The organism is Fulvivirga sp. (assembly GCF_040218215.1).
Classification (GTDB): domain Bacteria; phylum Bacteroidota; class Bacteroidia; order Cytophagales; family Cyclobacteriaceae; genus Fulvivirga.
Genome location: NZ_JAVJQL010000014.1, coordinates 346,301 through 365,876, shown reverse-complemented (window position 1 = coordinate 365,876; position 19,576 = coordinate 346,301). Strand labels below are relative to the sequence as shown.

Genomic DNA, 19,576 nt, shown 5'->3' with positions numbered 1-19,576 from the left:
ATGCAACCTATTTTAAACTTTTGTAGTCTATAGGAAAACCAAGGTCAAAAACCCGTCTGCCGACAGGCAGGCTCAAAACAACACTCTCATGATCAAGAATTACCTAAAAATCACTTTCAGAAGCCTCTGGAAGAGTAAAGTATTTGTCCTCATCAATATAATTGGAATGGGGCTGGCTATTGGCTGTAGTATTGTTGCCTATCTGAATTTCGACTTCAACGCCAATTTTGATAAGAATCAAATTGGTATGGATAACATTTACCGCATCAATGCTTACAGGACTTTTCGTGAAAAGGAGCAAGCCTACGGTATGTCTCCTTTACCGTTAGCTGAAGCCGTAAGGGAAAATGTAGGAGATGTAGACGATGTAATGCGATACATGCCTTCTGGAGGAAATTTTAAACTGGAAGATGAATTGTTTAATGAGAACTTTACTTTCGTTGATACCAATTTCTTCAATTTCTTTACATTCAACATTACCACAGGAGACGCTTCTGCTTTGAAAGACAAGGCAAGTATTTTAATAAGTCAGCGCATTGTAGAAAAGTATTTTCCTGAGGGTGACCCAATGGGTAAAACACTTACTCATTTTACCGATAAAGGGCCAAGAGACTATAAAGTAGCCGGAATTTTTGAAGAGCAACCCCTTAACTCCAGCTTTGGTGGGGTTAGAATAATTACTAACATAGAAAACTTCTTTGATCTCAATGCAAGCGAAGAAGACGGTAGATATGAAGATAACTGGGAGAATTGGGTAACTACATTTGTAAGGGTTGATAACAAAGATCGTATTGCAGCTATAGAAGAAAGGCTTGATGCCAATTACCTGGAAATACAAAATGAAGCCCGGATTGATTTTAAACTAAATAACTACTTTTTGGAGCCATTTGAGGGAATGGCTTACAGAGCTGCTGATGACATTACTTATGGTCATTGGTTAAGAAGCAGCATGCCACCCCCTGCCGTTACTGTTCCCATTATCATGGCAGTACTTATTTTGTTAATTGCTTGTTTTAATTTCACCAACACATCTATGGCCATAGCCAGCAAGCGGCTTAAAGAGATTGGTTTGAGAAAAGTGATGGGTGGGGTTAAAAGTCAATTGGTAATACAATTCCTTTTGGAAAACCTGGTGTTATGCTTTTTGTCTTTGGTGGCTGGAGTGATTATAGCACTGTTTTTAGTACCTGCCTATAGCGAGATGTGGCCATTTTTGGATATTAGGCTCAGCTTTGATCAAAATATCAACTTCTATTTATTCTTAATAGGCGTATTGACATTTACTGGTGTAATTGCTGGAAGCTATCCAGCATTTTACGTTACCAGCTTTGAGCCTGCCAGTATTTTAAAAGGTACTTCGAAATTCGGTGGGGTTAATAAAATGACCAATGTTTTATTAACACTACAATTTTCCATATCTCTCATTGCCATTATTCTTGGTGTGGTATTCTACCAAAATGCCATTTATCAAAAGGAACTAGATTATGGATATGACCTTAAGGGTGCCATTTCAGTTTACTTCGATGATATCGATTCCTACAAATCTTATGAAAATGTAGTCAGGAGCAATCCGCAAATTTTATCGTTTGCCGGGTCAGAATATCAGATAGATCGTGGTTATAGAAATGACCCTATCAAAAATGCTGATAAGGAGTATGATGCTGACATCCTTCATATAGGGGATAACTTCTTTGAAACTATGGATTTTAAATTGTTAGATGGCCGCGGTTTTAGAAAGGATTCTGAAACAGATATGAAGGAGTCTGTCATTGTCAGTCAGGAAATGGTGAGGGTCTTTGGATGGGAGGAGCCACTAGGGCAGAAGCTCATTTGGATGGATACAGTGCCTCTTTACGTGGTGGGTGTAATGCAAGATGCTTATACTGATGGTCTTTGGGCACCAATCAGCCCATTAATGCTCAGATATGTACCAGAGGAAGATTATCACTACTTAACCATTAAAGCATCTTCTGCTGACTTGATTAAAATTAACGAATATCTGGAAAGTGAATGGAAAACCATGTTCCCAGACAAGATGTACACTGGGCAGTTTATGGATGAGGAACTGAGTGAAGCTTCATTGGTAAATGCCAACGTACTGAAAATGTTTGGATTTCTAGGTGTGATCGCTACATTTATGTCAGTAATAGGTCTGTTTAGCATTGTTTCTCTAAATATTCTGAAACGAATGAAGGAGGTTGGAGTGAGAAAGGTTCTTGGTGCATCGGTCGGTCATCTGATGACAATTTTGAATAAAAACTTTATAATCATTCTTCTTATAGCTTCCGTCATTGGTTCAATATTGAGTTACATGATGGCTGGTGCTTTCATGGAGATGATATGGACTTATCATGTAGACCCTGGTGTTATGTCATTTGCATCTTCAATATTGCTGTTGTTAGTTATTGCTATGGCAACAATAAGTATAAAGGTTTATAAGGCAGCAACTGCCAGTCCAACAGAAACAATCAGGACAGAATAATTTTTTTAATCAGACTGTAACATTTTATCCCAGTTATAGTCTGATTAATACTTAAACTCAAAACAACAACTCAACATGCTAAAAAATTACATTAAGGTTGCTTTTCGCAATATTACAAAACACAAGTTCTTTTCAATCATCAATATTTTGGGGTTAACCATAGGACTTGCAGCATCGTTGTTCATCACCTTGTATATTTATGATGAACTTACATATGACCAATTTAATGCCAAAGCAGAACGAACCTACAGAATGAACCTGCACGGTAAATTGGCGGGGCAGGAAATTTATACTTCCAATACTAGCTTCCCTATGTCCCAAGCGTTGGTAGAAGAAATCCCTGAGGTTGAAGAGGCTACCAGGGTGAACCCAATGGGTGAGTGGATTATTAGAAACGGCACTATCTCATTTAACGAGGAAGATGTTTTTGCTGTTGACTCCAATTTTTTTAGTGTATTTAGTTTCGAATTGCTGTATGGTAATCCTGAAACTGCATTGATAGAGCCTAATAGTATTATTTTATCAGAAGATCTGGCAGTTAAATATTTCGGAGAACCATCCGATGCTTTGGATAAGTCTTTGAGTATTGGTAATGATAAGAGTGAGTATAAAGTTACCGGAGTAGTTGAAAATAGAAGAAGTGATTCACATTTGAAATTCAATATTCTTTTATCGACAAGCACATTTCCATGGATGAATCAAGGCAACTGGTTAAGCAATAGCCTTTATACCTATTATGTCATTGCAGAAGGCGCAGATCCTAAGGATGTAGATGCCAAGCTGGAGCCAATTATGGAGTTGAATGTGACACCAGTGATGCAACAATTCGTAGGGAAATCATTAGCCGAATTTAGAGAGACTGGTGGTATATATGAATATTACAGCTTCCCTATGCTTGACATTCACTTAAAGTCAGACATTCAGGATGAGGCCGAACCTCCGGGGGACATCTCCTATGTATATATATTAGCAGGAATTGGATTGTTTATTGTATTGTTGGCTTGCATCAACTTTATGAACCTTACAACTGCCAAGTCAGCAGGAAGGGCCAAAGAAGTAGGGTTAAGGAAAACATTAGGATCGCAAAGATCAGTTTTGATTTCCCAATTTTTAACAGAATCAATGTTTTATGCCATTACAGCCGGTGTTTTGGCTATTGTGGTTGTGTATTTGCTAATGCCTTCATTCAATGTGCTATCAGGAAAATTACTGGCGGCCAGTGTTATTGGTGAGCCTGTAATTCTTGCTACATATGTTGCTCTGGTTTTATTGGTAGGAATTGTAGCTGGAAGCTATCCTGCATTTTACCTTACAAGCTTTAAGATCACTGAAGTGTTAAAGGGTAAACTTAGAGCAGGAATGAAAAGTGGAGCAATAAGAAGTTTCCTCGTGACTTTCCAGTTCTGGATTTCTATTGTTTTAATAATATGCACCGCTATAGTTTATCAGCAGTTGCAATATATTCAGGATAAGAATTTGGGTATTGATAAAGACCATGTATTGATCATAGAAGATGTTAACAGATTGGAAGACAATAAAATGGCTTTCAAAAATGAGTTAGAAGCCACAACTGGAATTATGGGTACAAGTTTTTCAAATAACATGGTGCCTGGTGTGAATAATACCACATTATTCAGGAGTGCAGGTAACGAACAAGATCACATATTAGCCACTTATTTTGCAGATTATGATCATGCTAAAACACTGGGATTTGAGCTGGTTGAAGGCAGGTTCTTTTCTAGGGATTTTCCTTCAGACACTGCAGCGGTTATTATCAATGAAGCAGCAGCACGTGAAATGGGCTGGGATAATCCTTTGGAAGAGAAAATCATAAACTTTGACGGGGATGCGCCACAAGAAATGCAGGTGATTGGCGTAGCTAAAGATTTCAATTTTGAGAGTCTGAAAATGGTAGTTAGGCCGTTGGTTTTAAAGCTTACCAAAGAAGGGAACATACTTTATACCAGATTTTCTGGAGAGAGCCCTGATAAGGTTATAGAGAGTATTACCAATAGCTGGGATAAGATAGCTCCGGGTGAACCAATACAATATTCGTTCTTAGATGATGATTTTGATAAGTTGTTTAGAGCAGAACAAAGGTTGGGTAAAGTATTTACTGTGTTTACAGTAGTTGCAATTTTTATAGCCAGCTTAGGTTTGTTTGGCTTGGCAGCATTTATGGCGGAGCAGAGAACCAAGGAGATAGGAATAAGAAAAGTGATGGGAGCTTCTCTATGGGGTGTTACTTCCCTGATGTCCAAAGACTTTGTGAAGCTTGTTTTGATAGCCTTTGCCTTATCTATTTACCCGGCATATTATGCCATGAACAAGTGGCTGGATGATTTTGCCAACCGAATAGATATTAATATTTGGGTATTTGTGGCCAGTGGCTTTGCAGCAATATTGATAGCATGGCTAACAGTGAGCTATCAATCTTTCAAGGCAGCAAAGGTTAATCCTGTGCAGTCTTTGAGATACGAATAAAAGGGGTGAGACGAGTTGTGAGCTTCGAGTTACGAGTTAGCTCAAAGCTTACAACTCGTAACTCAAAGCTCCAGTTATACAACTACATTCACAATTTTATTAGGCACAACAATAACCTTTTTAGGAGCTTTGCCTTCCAGCCATTTTTGAACAATCTCAGAGGCTAATACCTGCTTTTCGATGTCTTCCTTAGGCATGTCTAGTGGGAAATTCATCTTAGCACGCATCTTACCATTAATAGATACAGGGTATTCGTGCTCACTTTCAACAAGGTATTGCTCGTCATATTCAGGGAAAGTGGCTTTTGTAATGCTTTCCTCATGGCCGAGTTTATTCCAAAGCTCCTCTGCAATATGTGGCGCATAAGGAGCAAGGCCAATTACTAAAGGCTCCAGCACCTTGCGCTTATTACATTTCAATGAGGTCAATTCATTGGTGCAGATCATAAACTCACTCACTGTAGTGTTGAAGGAGTAATGCTCAATGTCTTCTTTTACTTTTTTTATGGTTTTATGAAGTACTTTTAGTTCTTCTTTTGAAGGTTCAGCATCAGAAACCTCAAACTGATCAGTAGCATTGTGGAACAGGTTCCAAAATCTTCTCAAGAATTTGAAAACACCATCAATACCATTAGTATTCCATGGTTTGAACTGCTCCAATGGCCCTAAGAACATTTCATAAAGCCTTAATGTGTCGGCTCCATATCTTTCTATAATGTCATCAGGGTTGACCACATTGTATTTAGATTTTGACATTTTCTCAACCTCACTGCCGCAGATAAATGTATTATTATCTTCTAAAATAAATACAGAATCCTTCAACTCAGCGCGCCATTTTTTAAATTCATCAATATTCAATTCATTATTTTTCAAGAGCTTAATATCGACATGAATTGATGATCTCAAGGATCCTGCATCATACCCAACAACTGGTTCGCCAGTTATTTCGCCAATTTTTCTAAAAACTTCTTCTTCAACTTCCTTGTTAGCTCTATCTGATATTAGAATGTCTCGTTTTGATTTCGTTATAAAAAGTTGTCTCTTAAATTTCTCAAACCCATCATAATTCAAACGATAAACAAAGCCAGAAACCCCTTGTATCATCCCCTGGTTGATCAGTTTCTTAAAAGGTTCTTCAACTTCAACCAAGCCAATGTCTTTCAAGAACTTGGTCCAGAATCTGGAGTATAATAAGTGACCTGTGGCATGTTCAGATCCACCAATATATAAGTCAACATTTTGCCAGTAATCTAGTGCTTTTTTACCTGCAAACTCTTCTTCATTATGAGCATCCATGTACCTGAAGAAGTACCAGCTACTACCTGCCCAGCCCGGCATAGTGCTTTTTTCTATAGCATCACCTTGTGCAGTTGTCCAGTTTTCTGCCCTTGCCAATGGGGGTTCACCATCTTCTGTTGGCAAGTACTTATCAACTTCAGGAAGCACCAAAGGCAACTCAGACTCTTCCATTAAATATGGAATGCCATCTTTAAAATAAACCGGTAAAGGCTCGCCCCAATATCTTTGCCTGGTGAAAATGGCATCACGCATTCTATAATTGATCTTGCCTGATCCAATTCCTAATTTCTCCAACTCCTCAATACCTCTTTTAATGGCCTCTTTTGGTGTAAGTCCATTCATAAAGCCAGAATTGATGATCTTACCTTCCCATGTAGGGTCAGCTTTTTCATCGATAACCATGGCATCATTGATTACTGTTATCGGCAGATTAAAATGTTTGGCAAAATCATAATCACGCTGGTCGCCAGAAGGCACTGCCATTACGGCTCCGGTTCCATAGCCAGCAAGCACATAGTCAGCCACCCATACTGGTATCTTCTCGCCACTAAAAGGGTGGATGGCATAAGCACCTGTGAAAGCACCGGTAATATTTTTAACCTCAGTCATACGCTCGCGCTCAGACCTGTTACTTGCCACTTCAGCATAGGCCATTACTTCCTCGCGCTGCGAATCAGTTACTATTTGAGCAACAAGCTCGTGTTCAGGGGCAAGCGCTAAATAGGTAACACCATATACTGTATCCAAACGAGTAGTGAATACCTCAATGGTTTTGGCCTCTCCCCCTAGCCCCCTCTCCTCAGGAGAGGGGGAATTAAAGGGGGTGAGGCTCAATTCGTATTTTATCTTTTCAAGTACTTTTTCAAGATTTTCATTTATCTCTTGATTAGAAAACCGGATAACCCTGAAGCCAAAAGCGTTAAGGTATTCGGTTCTTATTTGATCATACTCTTTTTGCCCTTGATGATATTCACCGTCAATTTCAATTACCAGTTTCTGAGAGAGACAGGCAAAATCGGCAATAAAATCCTGAATAGTATGTTGTCTCCTTATTTTATAACCAAGCTTTTTATTTCTAACCCTTTGCCAGATTGCATCCTCTTCTGGGGTAGGGTTCTTTCTGTTCGTTCTTCCAAACTCTTTGAGTAATGCCCAGTTTTCAGGATTAGCAGTTTTGTAGTCCTCACCCAAGGGAGTAGTGGCTCCATCCTTAGTAGAAATATTGTTAGGGGCTATTTTAAAATGAAATTGCGCTCCAATAGACTTTCCAATCCAGTTGCGCTGCATTTCTTTAATAGGTTCAGACCAGTCAATAGTATCAAGACCTTGCAACAATCTTTCGGCATAGGCAGAGATTCGCATCATCCACTGCATCATGTTTTTTCTTATCACAGGATGCCCGCCACGCTCACTGAAACCATCTTTTACTTCATCATTTGAAAGCACTGTACCTAATGCAGGACACCAGTTTACAATAGTATTGGCCAAAAATGCCAGTCTGTATTTTAAAAGTATATTTTGCTGTTCTTTTTCGCTGTATGCATTCCAGTCTGCAGCAGAGAAAGATGGAGTATCATCATCACATTTGGCCTTGATATTAGCATTTCCTTCTTTTTCAAAGGCCTTGATCAGTAAGTCAATTGATTCGGCCTTGTCAGACTTTTGGTTATACCAGCTGTTAAAAAGCTGCATAAAGATCCACTGTGTCCACTTATAGAATTTAGGATCACAGGTTTGTACTTCTCTATCCCAGTCGAAAGAAAAACCAATATTTTCCAACTGTTCTTTATATCTTTTAATGTTCTGCTCAGTAGTTATTGCAGGGTGTTGGCCTGTTTGAATAGCATATTGCTCTGCGGGTAAACCAAAAGCATCAAAACCCATGGGGTGCAGCACATTGTACCCGTTCAATTTTTTATATCTGGAAACAATGTCAGAAGCAATATAACCCAGCGGGTGACCAACATGTAACCCGGCACCGGAAGGGTAAGGGAACATATCTAACGCATAAAACTTGGGTTTAGTAGAGTCATTGTCAGCATGATAGCTTTTATGCTCTTTCCAATACTGCTGCCACTTTTTCTCTATTTCTTTGAAATTGTATTCTGCCATTGTCTGATAAAAATTAAGGGTGCAAAAATAGCAGATTAAGCGGTTAGCGCTTAATGAATGGAGAACGAAATTTTGATTTAATGGGATTAAGATTCTTTTAAAAAGAATTCTGTCAGATCATTGGCCAATACGCTGATGTCTACCTGCTCAATTGGATGTTTGAAACCTTCATAAAGTTGGAATTCTGACTGGTGTAAGGCATTTACTACCTCTTTGGATTCATGCACTGAAACCATCTTGTCCTCAGCGCCAAGGCCAATAATAACTGGAATTTTTACTTCTTTTAGGTTTTTTGAATGGAGTATTGGTGATTTTCCCAGTGAAATCATCATTTGGGTAGTGTGGGTCATCACTTCTTTCCAATCTTGCGGTTGGTGCATCAATTTTAGTGTCACAGCAAAAGCAGGCACTTTTTCTTCGATTTTTCCCGGATCAAACATTTTAACTGCCTGCGTTGCTGACTCTAGCGACCAACCAAATTTAGTTCCTAACGTAAAAATTTTAGCTATTCTCGAATCCGATAAAGCGGCATTGATGGCCACATAACCGCCCATGCTATATCCAAAAATGTTGACATTATTTAAATTTTTCTGGTCAAGTAGCTGAACTAAGTCCTTTGAGAATCTTTCAATGCCAAATTCTTCTCCAAAGGCTTTGCCACCATGGCCGGTGAAGTTGAGGGCATAGACATCAAAATTTTCAGACAACAGCTGCTTCAAAGGAAACAGTTGCTTTTCTGACCCCATGGCACCATGAAGAAGTATGGCAACGGGTTTCATTATTTAATTGTCTCCAGCAGTTGGTCAACTTCTTCCTTGATATTTTCCTGACCAGCAGCCTGTTCTTCAAGTGCAGATTTCAGATAGCCAGCCACATTTTCTCCTTTAGACAGTTTGGATTTAATATCGTTAAGCATGGCACTAAGGTCACCGTTATTATCAATCTTATTTAAGATACTTTCAATTATAGCGATACCAGGGTGGTTAACCCGAGCTACCTGAACTGGAGCCTTAGGAGTATTTTCAGTAGCAAGCGCGTTAGCCGTTTTCTTGTCTATACAAGCGTTATAGTCAATAACAATCTGATCCAGGTCAGATCTTTTGTATTCTTTGTTTGCCAGACCATCCACTACAGTCTGGCAATCTTCAAGAAACTTAGAAAGTGACCTTTTGAAAGTGAGGTTTGAAACTTCTAATGACTCGCCATCAGTTTTAAGTAAGAAGATGCTTGAAAATTCAAAACCTTGATCTGCCCTGTACCTAAACTGGCTAAGGTAGCCATCGCTCTCTACAAGCATTATTCTATAAACACCAGCATGCTTAACCGTTTTATAAATTTGGCCTTTATGCTCAAATTCTATGATCTGATAGGCCTTAAACCTTTGCTTGCCATCGTCATTTTTTATGGTCAACTCCTCATAGCGCTCCATGGGCAGTTCAATTGCTATTTCACCTTTGAGTGTATCAGCACTTGTGGTTACCAACCAGTCCTGAGCATAGACTGCCGGACTTAAAATCAATAAAAGAATTGTGTATATCGAAAAACGCATTGTTGTATAGGTTTATAGGGTCACAAAAATAGAATTATTTGTCACTTTCGCCATTCTTTTTCAGCCGACCCGCATCTTTTAGGGCCTTGTTGATAATATACTCCAGCTGACCATTAGTGCTGCGAAATTCATCGGCAGCCCATTTTTCAACCGCTTTCAACATTTCGGGGTCTAGTCTGACTACAAATGGTTTTTTCTTAGCCATTAAACAGTGGTAAATTAGGCATAGTGTTTATTTTGATCGCTCAAGCAGTACTATTATAGAACTGTGATCTCCTACAAAGTTAACTACTTTCCATCCTTCCCTTGCCAGTGCGTTCAGTTTCTCCTGAAAAGTATTTAGGCTTTCAAAAAGTCCCTTTTTTATAAACTTATAGTTATCCATTTCTAATGATTTAAGGTTCCGGAATTCACAATGGGTGTAACATCTTTATCGGCACACAATACTACCATAAGGTTACTGACCATTGCGGCCTTGCGTTCCTCGTCAAGGTCAATGATCTTCTTCTGCGACAATTGTTCCAGTGCCATCTCTACCATGCTCACAGCACCCTCAACTATTTTATGCCTGGCGGCAACTATAGCAGTGGCCTGTTGCCTTCTCAACATGGCACTTGCTATCTCAGAGGCATATGCCAGGTAGCCAATTCTTGCTTCTATAACTTTAATGCCTGCAATATCCAGCCTTTGTGTAAGGTTTTCTTCTAGTGCATGATTTACCTCATCAAGTCCAGACCGTAAGGTCATTTCAGCATCACCATCCTCAAAATTGTCATAAGGATACTGACCAGCCAATTTTCGGACGGCTGCATCACTCTGGACACGCACAAAGTTTTCATAATTATCAACTTCAAAAGCCGCTTTAAAAGTATCTTCAACTTGCCACACTAATATGACCCCTATCAATATTGGGTTACCCACCTTGTCATTGACTTTTACACGCTCGCTATCGAAGTTTCTTGCTCTCAAAGAGATTTTCTTTTTTACATAAAATGGGTTTACCCAAAAGAAGCCGTTCTTTTTGACAGTGCCTTTATAGTCACCAAAAAGCACCAATACTCTGGAACCGTTTGGATTTACAAAAAAGAATCCGGGGCATAATACAAGAGAGGCTACGATGCCTAAGGCAAACATCGGGAATTTAGTAGCTGCTAAAAGTAAGATGGAGCCGAAGAAGAGTATAGTGACTACAAAAATCATCAGATAGCCTGATACGGGGTTGTTATCTTTTTCTGTTTTCATGCCAGTAGGGATTAGTGGTTAGTTTAAATTAATTGTCAATGGTTATATTTCTTTGGTATGATATTAAATTGATATCATAATTATATTAATTTAAATTGATTTACGCAAATCATTTGGCAAGGGTTGTATATTTTGTTTTCTCTTATTTCTAAAGTTTATTTGTCATCTAAACTTTTTGAATTACAATGGTTAAATACAATCCTAAAACCTGGCTTGCTCTTATTTTTCATTCTTATAGCCGACAAGTCGTTAAGACGCTCTTTCCCGCATTAGTATTTATGGGGCTCTACACTGCGGGTATTACCTACTTTCTACTTGATTACATGGGTTTGTCCTTTCTCAGTACTACAGTAGTTCACTCACTCTTGGGTATTGTATTAGGTTTGTTTTTAGTATTCAGGGTAAATTCGGCTTATGACCGTTGGTGGGAGGGCCGTAAACTCTGGGGTTTATTGCTTAACAATTCCCGTAACCTGGCATCTAAGCTTAGCGCATACCTTCCTGATGATGATAAAGCCAATCGTAATTATTTTGCTCAAATAATTCCAAATTTTGCAGTTTCTATGAAGGAGCACCTGCGTAGTGGTGTTGATTTAGAGGATTTAGATATAGCTGAAGACGGGTTTCTGGCTAAGTTGAAAGGCAAGAAACATATTCCTAATGCTATTTCTTTTATGATCTATAAAAAGATCAATGAACTTTACATGGATAAAAAATTAACTGGAGATCAGTTTTTTGTTTTGGACAAAGAGGTTAAAGAATTCTCTGACATTTTGGGAGGATGCGAGAGAATTAGAAATACACCGATTCCTTATTCTTACAGTATGTTCATAAAGAAATTCATTTTCACATTTACAATCACCCTGCCTTTTGCATTTATGACCGAATTCCATTATTGGACAGTTCCTATAGTGTTGATGGTATTCTTTATCTTGGTGAGTGTGGAGTTGATTGCAGAAGAAATTGAAGATCCATTTGGAAATGATGTAAATGACCTGCCTACGGATGACCTTTGCGAAAAGATTAAAAAGAACGTAAGGGAATTAATTCTTATCGAATAAGGAGGTATAGATAAAGTAGAATATAATCATTAAGATCATAACGGCATACATCACGAGATCAACCCGCACGTATGCCTTATATTTCTTATACATTTCAATTATTTTCTTCATTGATCAAAGATAAAGGTTGATTTTAACAATTTGCCTATTTTCGGAATTGTAAGGGCAAAATGATAACTTGACATATGAGTTTAGGAAAGCAAACCAAGGCCAACTTCGGAACAGCCCCCGTATTTTTTACTGCTATCTCCACCATATTAGGAGCAGTTATGTTTCTAAGGTTTGGTTATGCTGTGGGTAGTGTTGGCCTCATAGGCACCATCGGGATCATAATATTCGCCCATATGGTGACTATTCCTACTGCAATGGCTATTGCAGAGATTGCGACCAACCAGAAAGTGGAAGGTGGAGGGGAGTATTATATTATATCACGCTCGTTTGGCATAAATGTAGGCGCTGCTATTGGAATTGCTCTTTATCTATCTCAAGCCGTAAGCGTGGCCTTTTATATTATCGCATTTGCTGAAGCTTTTGGTCCATTGATAGAATACCTGCAAGCCACATTTGATATTGGTTTTATTGATAAACGCCTGATTAGTATCCCTTCAGTTATTTTGCTCAGCTTTTTGATTATCAAGAAAGGAGCGGATTTGGGCATGAAAGCATTGTACGCTGTGGTAGCTATACTTTTTCTTTCGCTAATTATGTTTTTCTTAGGCTCAACAGAATATCAGGAAACACTAACGGATTTTGACTGGTATGCCACAGTATCAAATCCGGATGACTTCTTTATGGTATTTGCCATTGTTTTCCCTGCATTTACGGGAATGACAGCTGGTGTAGGTCTTTCGGGAGATTTGAAAGACCCTAAAAAGTCGATCCCCTACGGAACATTGTTGGCCACCTTTAGCGGCATGATTATTTATGTTTTTATTGCCTATAAAATGGCCAGTGCAGCTCATCCAGACGATCTTGTAGACAATCAGCTGATTATGATGGACATAGCCGTTTGGGGACCAATAATTCCTATTGGTCTTGCTTGTGCTACCATCTCTTCAGCACTGGGCAGTATTTTGGTGGCACCAAGAACACTTCAGGCTTTGGCAGGAGATAAAGTTTTTCCGCTAATGAAGATCAATGCCTACTTGGCCCAAGGGAAGCCCGGATCTAATGATCCCATTAATTCTACAATTGTTACAGGTATAATAGCGCTGGTTTTTGTAGGGATTGGTGATGTGAATGTTGTAGCCGAGATAATCTCTATGTTCTTTATGATTACTTATGGCTCTCTATGTTTAATTTCCTTCCTTCAACATTTCGCTGCAGATCCGTCATACAGGCCTTCCTTTAAGTCTAAGTGGCCAATATCTTTAATTGGAGCACTCTTGTGCGTGTATTTAATGTTTAAAATGAATACACAATACGCCATAATTTCAATTATTATGATGACCCTGATTTACATTTTTATCACCCACACCAGTAATAGCAAGGAGGGGTTGGCTAAAATCTTTCAGGGCGTTATTTTTCAGGTTAGCCGTCAGCTGCAAGTGTTCCTTCAAAAGGTTGAAAAAGGAGAGGAGAACTGGCGCCCTTCTATTATTTGCATCTCCCAGGATTTTTTTAAGAGACCATCTGCTTTTCAGTTAATGAAGTGGCTTTCTCACCGTTATGGTTTTGGTACTTATATTCATTATATAAATGGATACTTATCAACAGATACCCACGAAAAATCTAAAGAAGAGCTACACCGATTGTTAAAGGCTACCGGCATCAGTAAAAGTAATGTTTATGTAGATACGTTGATTTCACCCTCATTTACCAGTGCTGTGGCTCAATCTATGCAGTTGCCGAGTGTTTCAGGCAAGGAAATTAATATGATATTGTTTGAATACTCAAAGAATGAGCCTCAAAACCTTAACCACATCCTTGATAACTTTACCATGGTAAAAGCTGCGGATTTTGATATTTGCTTGCTGGGTTCCTCTGACAAAGAGTTTGGCTTCATGCATGATATCCATATTTGGCTCACCCCAAGCGATATTAATAATAGCAGTCTGATGATATTGATTGGCTATATTATAATGGGCCATAGAGACTGGCGAGATGCGGAGATAAGGATTTTTGCGGTTGTTTCTAAATCAGAATTGTCTTCTAAGGAAGAGAATCTGGTTTCCTTAATTAAAGCAGGTAGGTTGCCAATTTCCCCCAATAACATTAAGCTTATTCAGCATGAAGAAGATGTTAATATTAAGGACATTGTAAACGAGCGTTCACAGGATGCCGACCTGACCATACTTGGTTTCAGGGAAGAGGCAATAAAGCAGCTTGAGCACAACCTTTTTGAAGGTTATGATGACATTGGAAATGTGCTTTTTATTAACTCTTCAAAGGCCAAAGACATAGAATAAAATCTTAAAGCCGTTTTTTTAATTTAACTGGGTTATGCTTCTTCCTCAATTTGATATTTAACATTTCCACCACTAATGAGAAGAACACAGCAAAATAGATATATCCTTTTGGAACGTGATAATGAAGTGCTTCAATTCCAAGCATAAAACCAATTAAAATAAGGAATGACAGCGCCAAAATTTCCAATGTAGGGTGTTTACTTATAAAATCGCTTATGCTTTTTGAGAAAAACATCATTATTCCCATAGAGATAACAACGGCAATAATCATTAAAATTAGCTGATCGGTTAGACCTATTGCTGTTAGGATCGAATCAAAGGAAAAAATAATATCCAGTAAAATTATTTGTCCAACTACTGTTAACATAGAGTGGGGTTTTGACTCTTTTTTTTCGCTTTCGCTACCTTCCATTTTGTGGTGCACCTCCATGGTGCTTTTGAAGATAAGGAAGATACCCCCCGCCAAAAGAATCAAATCCCTGCCACTAAAATCATGATCAAAAAGTGAAAATAGAGGTTGGGTAAATGTTATAATATAAGTAATCCCTAAAAGAAGGGCTACCCTGAAAATCAAAGCAAGGCTCAAACCGATGTTTCGTGCTTTCGATTGTTGCTCTTTTGGCAACTTGTTTGAAACTATTGAGATAAAAATAATATTGTCTATACCTAAGACAATTTCCAAAAAAGTAAGTGTAAGTAATGCTACCCATGTAGAGGGCTCCAAAAATATTTCCATGGCGTCAAATATAGGGTAATGTGATAAAGATTTTAAGCTTACCGTCTTAACTTATTCGATAATCTTACAAATCGTTATTTAAACTGTCTATCAGACTTTTGAATCTACCCATGTCTTTGCCATAAATTTTGTAACACAGAAATCTTACTACTATAAGACTTAGCACAAAAATGCAGGCTACATAATACCATTTATTAAAGACTCCAATCCAGCCGCCATTAATATCAAATTGAAACTTGACCATTAACATTGAAAAAAGAGGAGGCAGCGTTAATTGATAAAAGGTGATATAACCTTCCAACCTGTTTTTAATTTTAGTAATGGCAGGCTTAATGCCGTTACTTGAAAGGTCAACATTATTTAAGAGCATATACTTTATTCGGTAGTGTATTATTAGTATACCAGCAATAATTACAATCTGTCCACTAACGAGTAGTCTGCTTTGCAGACCTATAAAAAAGGTGATGCCAATTAGAAATGCTGTTGTAATTACCATTAAAAGCAGATCTATGAGCATCTTTTTATTTGTCGATTTTAAAGATCGGACAGTCCTCAATTCAAAAATCTGGTTGATTTCAGTTCTGCTATACTCTATAGAATCGGTTTTAAGTTCTTTTAATTTATCAATATCCATCTTTGCTCTGATTAAATATTTCCTTCAGTTTATTCTTCAATCTATTTATTCGGGCACCCACATTAGATTCTGAAATACCCAATATAGAAGACATTTCTTTGTATGATTTATCATCGAGATAAAGAGTAATCAGTGCTTTTTCATTTTCGTTTAATCTTTCAATGGCACCGTGCAATAGCTCCTCATAAGTATCCTCATCCTTCTGCTCATATGTACTCTCCATTAATACTTCTTCATTCAATTTTCTTTCCTTCATTACCTTTTTAATATAGGTAATGGCGGTATATAGAGATACCCTATAGATCCACGTTGAGATTTTCGCATCCCCTTTAAAGTTGTGATACCCCTTCCATAATTGGAGCAGGATCTCCTGAAACAAATCGTGATGATCAGTTGTTGTATCAGTGTAAATACGGCAGACGTTATGAATAATCTTTTGATTATCATCGATAATTTCTAGAAAATCATTTTCGTTTTTATTCAATTTTGGTTTAACTTATCAAATGAATAGTCTGTAGAATGATGTAAATATTACAAGAACTTAATAATTTTTTCTATATTCGCAGTTGTCGGAACTCAGAACTTGCAACCTAATTGTTCAACCTTAATTGTCTAACTTGAAAAGGACAGCCACATTTATGAGTTCTATGAAAGTCAAATTCATTCTTTTTTCACTTTTGTTCCTATGTATGGGAACTGTAGATTCACTTGGTCAAGTAGAAGAAGTAGGAGCCTCAAATAGCCTGTTTTATTATACAGGTAATCTTGGCGGTAATGAGCAACTTGAGTTTAACATGCAACTTAAAGGCCATGCCATCACGGGTTCTTGTATTTTGGTCACCACTGGAAATCTGTACGTAATTAAAGGTAGACTTGCAGCAGACAAAAATGGCATGGGCGTATTGGTGTATGACGAATCAGATCAATTTATAGCTTCTGTAGAAGCCAAAGTCATTTCAGATGAATTTGATTTTGCTAAGGAAATCAAAGGGGTTTGGAAAAGTGCCAACGGTCTTTCACGAAAAAATGTGAACCTCACTAAAATTGCAGAACTCGCTCAACTTGATGAATCGAGCTTTAAAGAGTTTTACGGAGACTAAAATTAACTTGAACCTTATTTATTTTAAATCATGAGATTTATACTTTCTCTGCTGTTATTGTTTTGCGCTGTTGCCAGTGCATCAGCTCAACTAAAATTTCTGGCTTTAGGAGATTCATATACAATTGGCGAAAGTGTTGATGAAGAGGGAAGGTGGCCTAATCAACTTCAAAAAAAGTTGAATGCCTTAGGTGTTAATGTTGATAAACCCATGATAATCGCCAAAACTGGTTGGCGTACAGATGAATTGTCTACTGCCATTGAATCTGCTGACCTGACCAATGAATTTGATTTGATTGGCTTGCTGATAGGAGTGAATAACCAATATCAGGGTAAAAGTGTGGAGTCATACAAACCAGAATTTGAAAAACTTTTGAAAAGAGCTATTGAACTGGCAAATGGAGATAAAAACAGGGTTTTTGTAGTTTCTATTCCTGATTATGGTTTTACACCTTTTGGAGCGTCAAAGAAAGATAAAATCTCTAAAGCGTTGGATGACTATAATCAGGCAAACAGGAAGATCACTGAAGTACATGGTGTTAGATATTTCTATATCACTGACATTTCCCGATCTAATGATTCTGGATTAGTTGCCACTGATAATCTTCACCCCTCGGCAAAACAATACGGCCTTTGGGCAGACCTAATAGCTGCTGATGTGGAGTTTTTCAAATCACTTTAAGTCTTTTAGGAGCCCTTTTCAACACGCAGCAGACGTGCAACGAAAATGGCAATGATGCTAAAGAATACGGCTACATAGCCTACTTGTTCATAACCTACAAGGGCTTTTGCTCCTTCTGAAATAGTTGAAGGTGCTTCTGAGATCATTGTTCCGGCCAGTAATGCAGCCAATCCAGATGAGATCTGTTGAACTGAAGCCCTAATACTCATAAAACTACCTCTGTTTTCAGGCTTAATGACAGACGTTACCATAGTTGTTGAAGGCACAATCCTTCCATTGGCCAGTATAAAAAAGAGGCCTGTAACTATAAGTGCCTGCCATAATGGAACTGGGTTTAAATGAGTAATAATTAGTACGGGTATTAAGACTAAAACCCCAAAAACAGAAAATACCTGTAATCGGCCATACCGGTCCGCAAGTCTTCCTACCCAAGGAGATGTGAATATCGTTAAACCACCTCCTACAAGATAAATATAAGTAAGTTCTTGTTCTGTAAACCCTACATTACCTACCATATATGGAGCAATAAATGGAATGATCGTAAAATGACCTAGCATCAAAACAGAAGTAAAGAGCAATCCCATTAAAGGATTTCTTCTTCCGAAGATGATCTTAATAATTTGAAGTGGATTTTGATGATTATTGCCCTTAGCAATATGTCCGGACATTGAAGGAACATAGATCAATATAAGAATATTAATTACTACACTGAAGCCTCCTAAAAATAAAAATGGAGCATGCCAGCTAAAAAGCGTTGCCAAATAAAGACCAAAAGGCACTCCAAAAACTGAAGCCACTGAAAATGCTGCCATGACAAAGCCTATTCCTGCGGCCCTTCTTTCAAGAGGGATAGCATCACTTACTATTGATAAGATCAATGCGCCAAGAACACCACCAAATGCACCGGCAACAGAACGTGTGATTAACAGAACTTCGTAGGTAGGAGCAAAGGCGCAGGCCAATGTTCCGATGGTGAACCCAATATATACTACCGTTAAGGCTGATTTTCTATCAAACCGGTCAATTAAAAATGCAGCAACAAATCCTGAAGCTCCGGCTGAAAAGGTATAAGAAGACACAAGAAAGCTGAATTGCTGAGGAGATATGTCAAACAATCTCATAAACTGAGATCCGAGGGGCATCATGATCATAAAATCCATGATATGTGAAAATAGCGCTGAAGCCAATATGACTAGCAGCAGTTTCTCTTTTGACATAGGCTTGGTGAAGATAGAATAATCGGACTATTTCTTACTAATGAATTAAAGAAATAACCGCCACGTCATAAAACTGTTCTTAAAACAATTGAATAGTTTTATTTGACCCCCTGAATAATATAATTGCGCCCATTAAGTTCGATACTATCACCTTTCTTTTTACCAAGTAGTGCTGCACCTATTGGAGAGTTGGGTGCTATAGCAAAAAAATCTTGTTCATTCATAGTTACTTTCCCCAAACCTACGGACATGAAGAAGGTCCCAAGGTTAGTTATTATGAGAGAGCCTGCTTCAATGGTTTCTGTCACAACACTGCCTTTTAGATTGTTTAAAATCCTGGCCAGCTTCTCATATTCCTCATATTGGCGCACAACATTTTCCTGTGCCAAATGCACCATAGCACGACCTGTTTCATACTTATCTCCAACTGAGCTTTTGGTATCTTGATCAGCAGATTCTTGTAGTGTTTTAAGTTCTGCTTTTAAAGCAGCCACTTTATCAGTCACTATTGACCTGCAAAGGTTAAGTAAATCGTTTTTCATTAGGCGCTGTAATTAACTCCTGCAAAAATA

17 protein-coding genes are annotated in these 19,576 nt (G+C 38.1%); 6 read left to right on the top strand and 11 right to left on the bottom strand.

The features are described from left to right. Positions 1-88 precede the first annotated feature (88 nt). Together RIB54_RS10335 and RIB54_RS10330 are read left to right on the top strand one after the other, a co-directional pair. Positions 89-2,482, top strand: coding sequence for an ABC transporter permease (locus RIB54_RS10335; protein ID WP_350100841.1), 2,394 nt, complete (start codon positions 89-91; stop codon positions 2,480-2,482). Positions 2,483-2,557: 75 nt separating this feature from the next. Continuing rightward, positions 2,558-4,966 carry an ABC transporter permease gene (locus tag RIB54_RS10330; RefSeq protein WP_350100840.1) on the top strand — a complete coding sequence of 803 codons (2,409 nt, stop codon included), beginning with the start codon at positions 2,558-2,560 and terminating at the stop codon, positions 4,964-4,966. 74 nt (positions 4,967-5,040) lie between these two features. On the opposite strand, the gene RIB54_RS10325 is transcribed toward RIB54_RS10330, so the two are convergent. The 6 genes from RIB54_RS10325 to RIB54_RS10300 all read right to left on the bottom strand — a co-directional run bounded on the left by RIB54_RS10325 (position 5,041) and on the right by RIB54_RS10300 (position 11,167). Continuing rightward, on the bottom strand, positions 5,041-8,376 hold the full coding sequence (locus RIB54_RS10325) for a leucine--tRNA ligase (RefSeq protein ID WP_350100838.1): 3,336 nt from the start codon (positions 8,374-8,376) through the stop codon (positions 5,041-5,043). Between the two features lie 86 nt (positions 8,377-8,462). Next, entirely contained in the window at positions 8,463-9,155 is a 693-nt protein-coding gene (locus tag RIB54_RS10320; RefSeq protein WP_350100837.1) for an alpha/beta fold hydrolase, read from the bottom strand. Then, the gene (locus RIB54_RS10315; protein ID WP_350100836.1) at positions 9,155-9,925 is read right to left on the bottom strand and encodes a hypothetical protein; all 771 of its coding nucleotides are present in this window, start codon (positions 9,923-9,925) and stop codon (positions 9,155-9,157) included. Before RIB54_RS10315 ends, RIB54_RS10320 begins: the two co-directional genes overlap by 1 nt. A gap of 34 nt (positions 9,926-9,959) precedes the next feature. Beyond that, positions 9,960-10,130 carry a type II toxin-antitoxin system antitoxin gene (locus tag RIB54_RS10310; RefSeq protein ID WP_350071506.1) on the bottom strand — a complete coding sequence of 57 codons (171 nt, stop codon included), beginning with the start codon at positions 10,128-10,130 and terminating at the stop codon, positions 9,960-9,962. Between the two features lie 27 nt (positions 10,131-10,157). Then, positions 10,158-10,310 carry a DUF4177 domain-containing protein gene (locus tag RIB54_RS10305; RefSeq protein ID WP_350100835.1) on the bottom strand — a complete coding sequence of 51 codons (153 nt, stop codon included), beginning with the start codon at positions 10,308-10,310 and terminating at the stop codon, positions 10,158-10,160. A gap of 2 nt (positions 10,311-10,312) precedes the next feature. Continuing rightward, on the bottom strand, positions 10,313-11,167 hold the full coding sequence (locus tag RIB54_RS10300) for an SPFH domain-containing protein (RefSeq protein ID WP_350071500.1): 855 nt from the start codon (positions 11,165-11,167) through the stop codon (positions 10,313-10,315). Between the two features lie 185 nt (positions 11,168-11,352). Between RIB54_RS10300 and RIB54_RS10295 the strand changes: the two genes are divergently transcribed. Together RIB54_RS10295 and RIB54_RS10290 are read left to right on the top strand one after the other, a co-directional pair. Beyond that, positions 11,353-12,228 carry a bestrophin family protein gene (locus RIB54_RS10295; protein WP_350100834.1) on the top strand — a complete coding sequence of 292 codons (876 nt, stop codon included), beginning with the start codon at positions 11,353-11,355 and terminating at the stop codon, positions 12,226-12,228. A 185-nt stretch (positions 12,229-12,413) separates the two neighbouring features. Continuing rightward, positions 12,414-14,636 carry an amino acid permease gene (locus tag RIB54_RS10290; protein ID WP_350100833.1) on the top strand — a complete coding sequence of 741 codons (2,223 nt, stop codon included), beginning with the start codon at positions 12,414-12,416 and terminating at the stop codon, positions 14,634-14,636. A 4-nt stretch (positions 14,637-14,640) separates the two neighbouring features. On the opposite strand, the gene RIB54_RS10285 is transcribed toward RIB54_RS10290, so the two are convergent. The 3 genes from RIB54_RS10285 to RIB54_RS10275 form a co-directional block, all read right to left on the bottom strand. Then, positions 14,641-15,372, bottom strand: coding sequence for a TerC family protein (locus RIB54_RS10285; protein ID WP_350100832.1), 732 nt, complete (start codon positions 15,370-15,372; stop codon positions 14,641-14,643). A 64-nt stretch (positions 15,373-15,436) separates the two neighbouring features. Next, complete coding sequence (locus RIB54_RS10280; RefSeq protein WP_350100831.1) at positions 15,437-16,006, bottom strand: hypothetical protein; 570 nt, start codon at positions 16,004-16,006, stop codon at positions 15,437-15,439. Next, entirely contained in the window at positions 15,996-16,490 is a 495-nt protein-coding gene (locus RIB54_RS10275) for an RNA polymerase sigma factor (RefSeq protein WP_350100829.1), read from the bottom strand. The genes RIB54_RS10280 and RIB54_RS10275 overlap by 11 nt, the downstream gene beginning before the upstream one ends. A 205-nt stretch (positions 16,491-16,695) precedes the next feature. Between RIB54_RS10275 and RIB54_RS10270 the strand changes: the two genes are divergently transcribed. Then, positions 16,696-17,106 carry a hypothetical protein gene (locus RIB54_RS10270; RefSeq protein ID WP_350100828.1) on the top strand — a complete coding sequence of 137 codons (411 nt, stop codon included), beginning with the start codon at positions 16,696-16,698 and terminating at the stop codon, positions 17,104-17,106. Positions 17,107-17,136: 30 nt separating this feature from the next. Further along, positions 17,137-17,787, top strand: coding sequence for an SGNH/GDSL hydrolase family protein (locus RIB54_RS10265; RefSeq protein ID WP_350100827.1), 651 nt, complete (start codon positions 17,137-17,139; stop codon positions 17,785-17,787). 5 nt (positions 17,788-17,792) lie between these two features. On the opposite strand, the gene RIB54_RS10260 is transcribed toward RIB54_RS10265, so the two are convergent. Further along, entirely contained in the window at positions 17,793-19,004 is a 1,212-nt protein-coding gene (locus RIB54_RS10260; RefSeq protein WP_350100826.1) for an MFS transporter, read from the bottom strand. 98 nt (positions 19,005-19,102) lie between these two features. After that, positions 19,103-19,546 carry a 3-oxoacyl-ACP synthase gene (locus RIB54_RS10255; RefSeq protein WP_350071470.1) on the bottom strand — a complete coding sequence of 148 codons (444 nt, stop codon included), beginning with the start codon at positions 19,544-19,546 and terminating at the stop codon, positions 19,103-19,105. Positions 19,547-19,576: the final 30 nt, after the last annotated feature.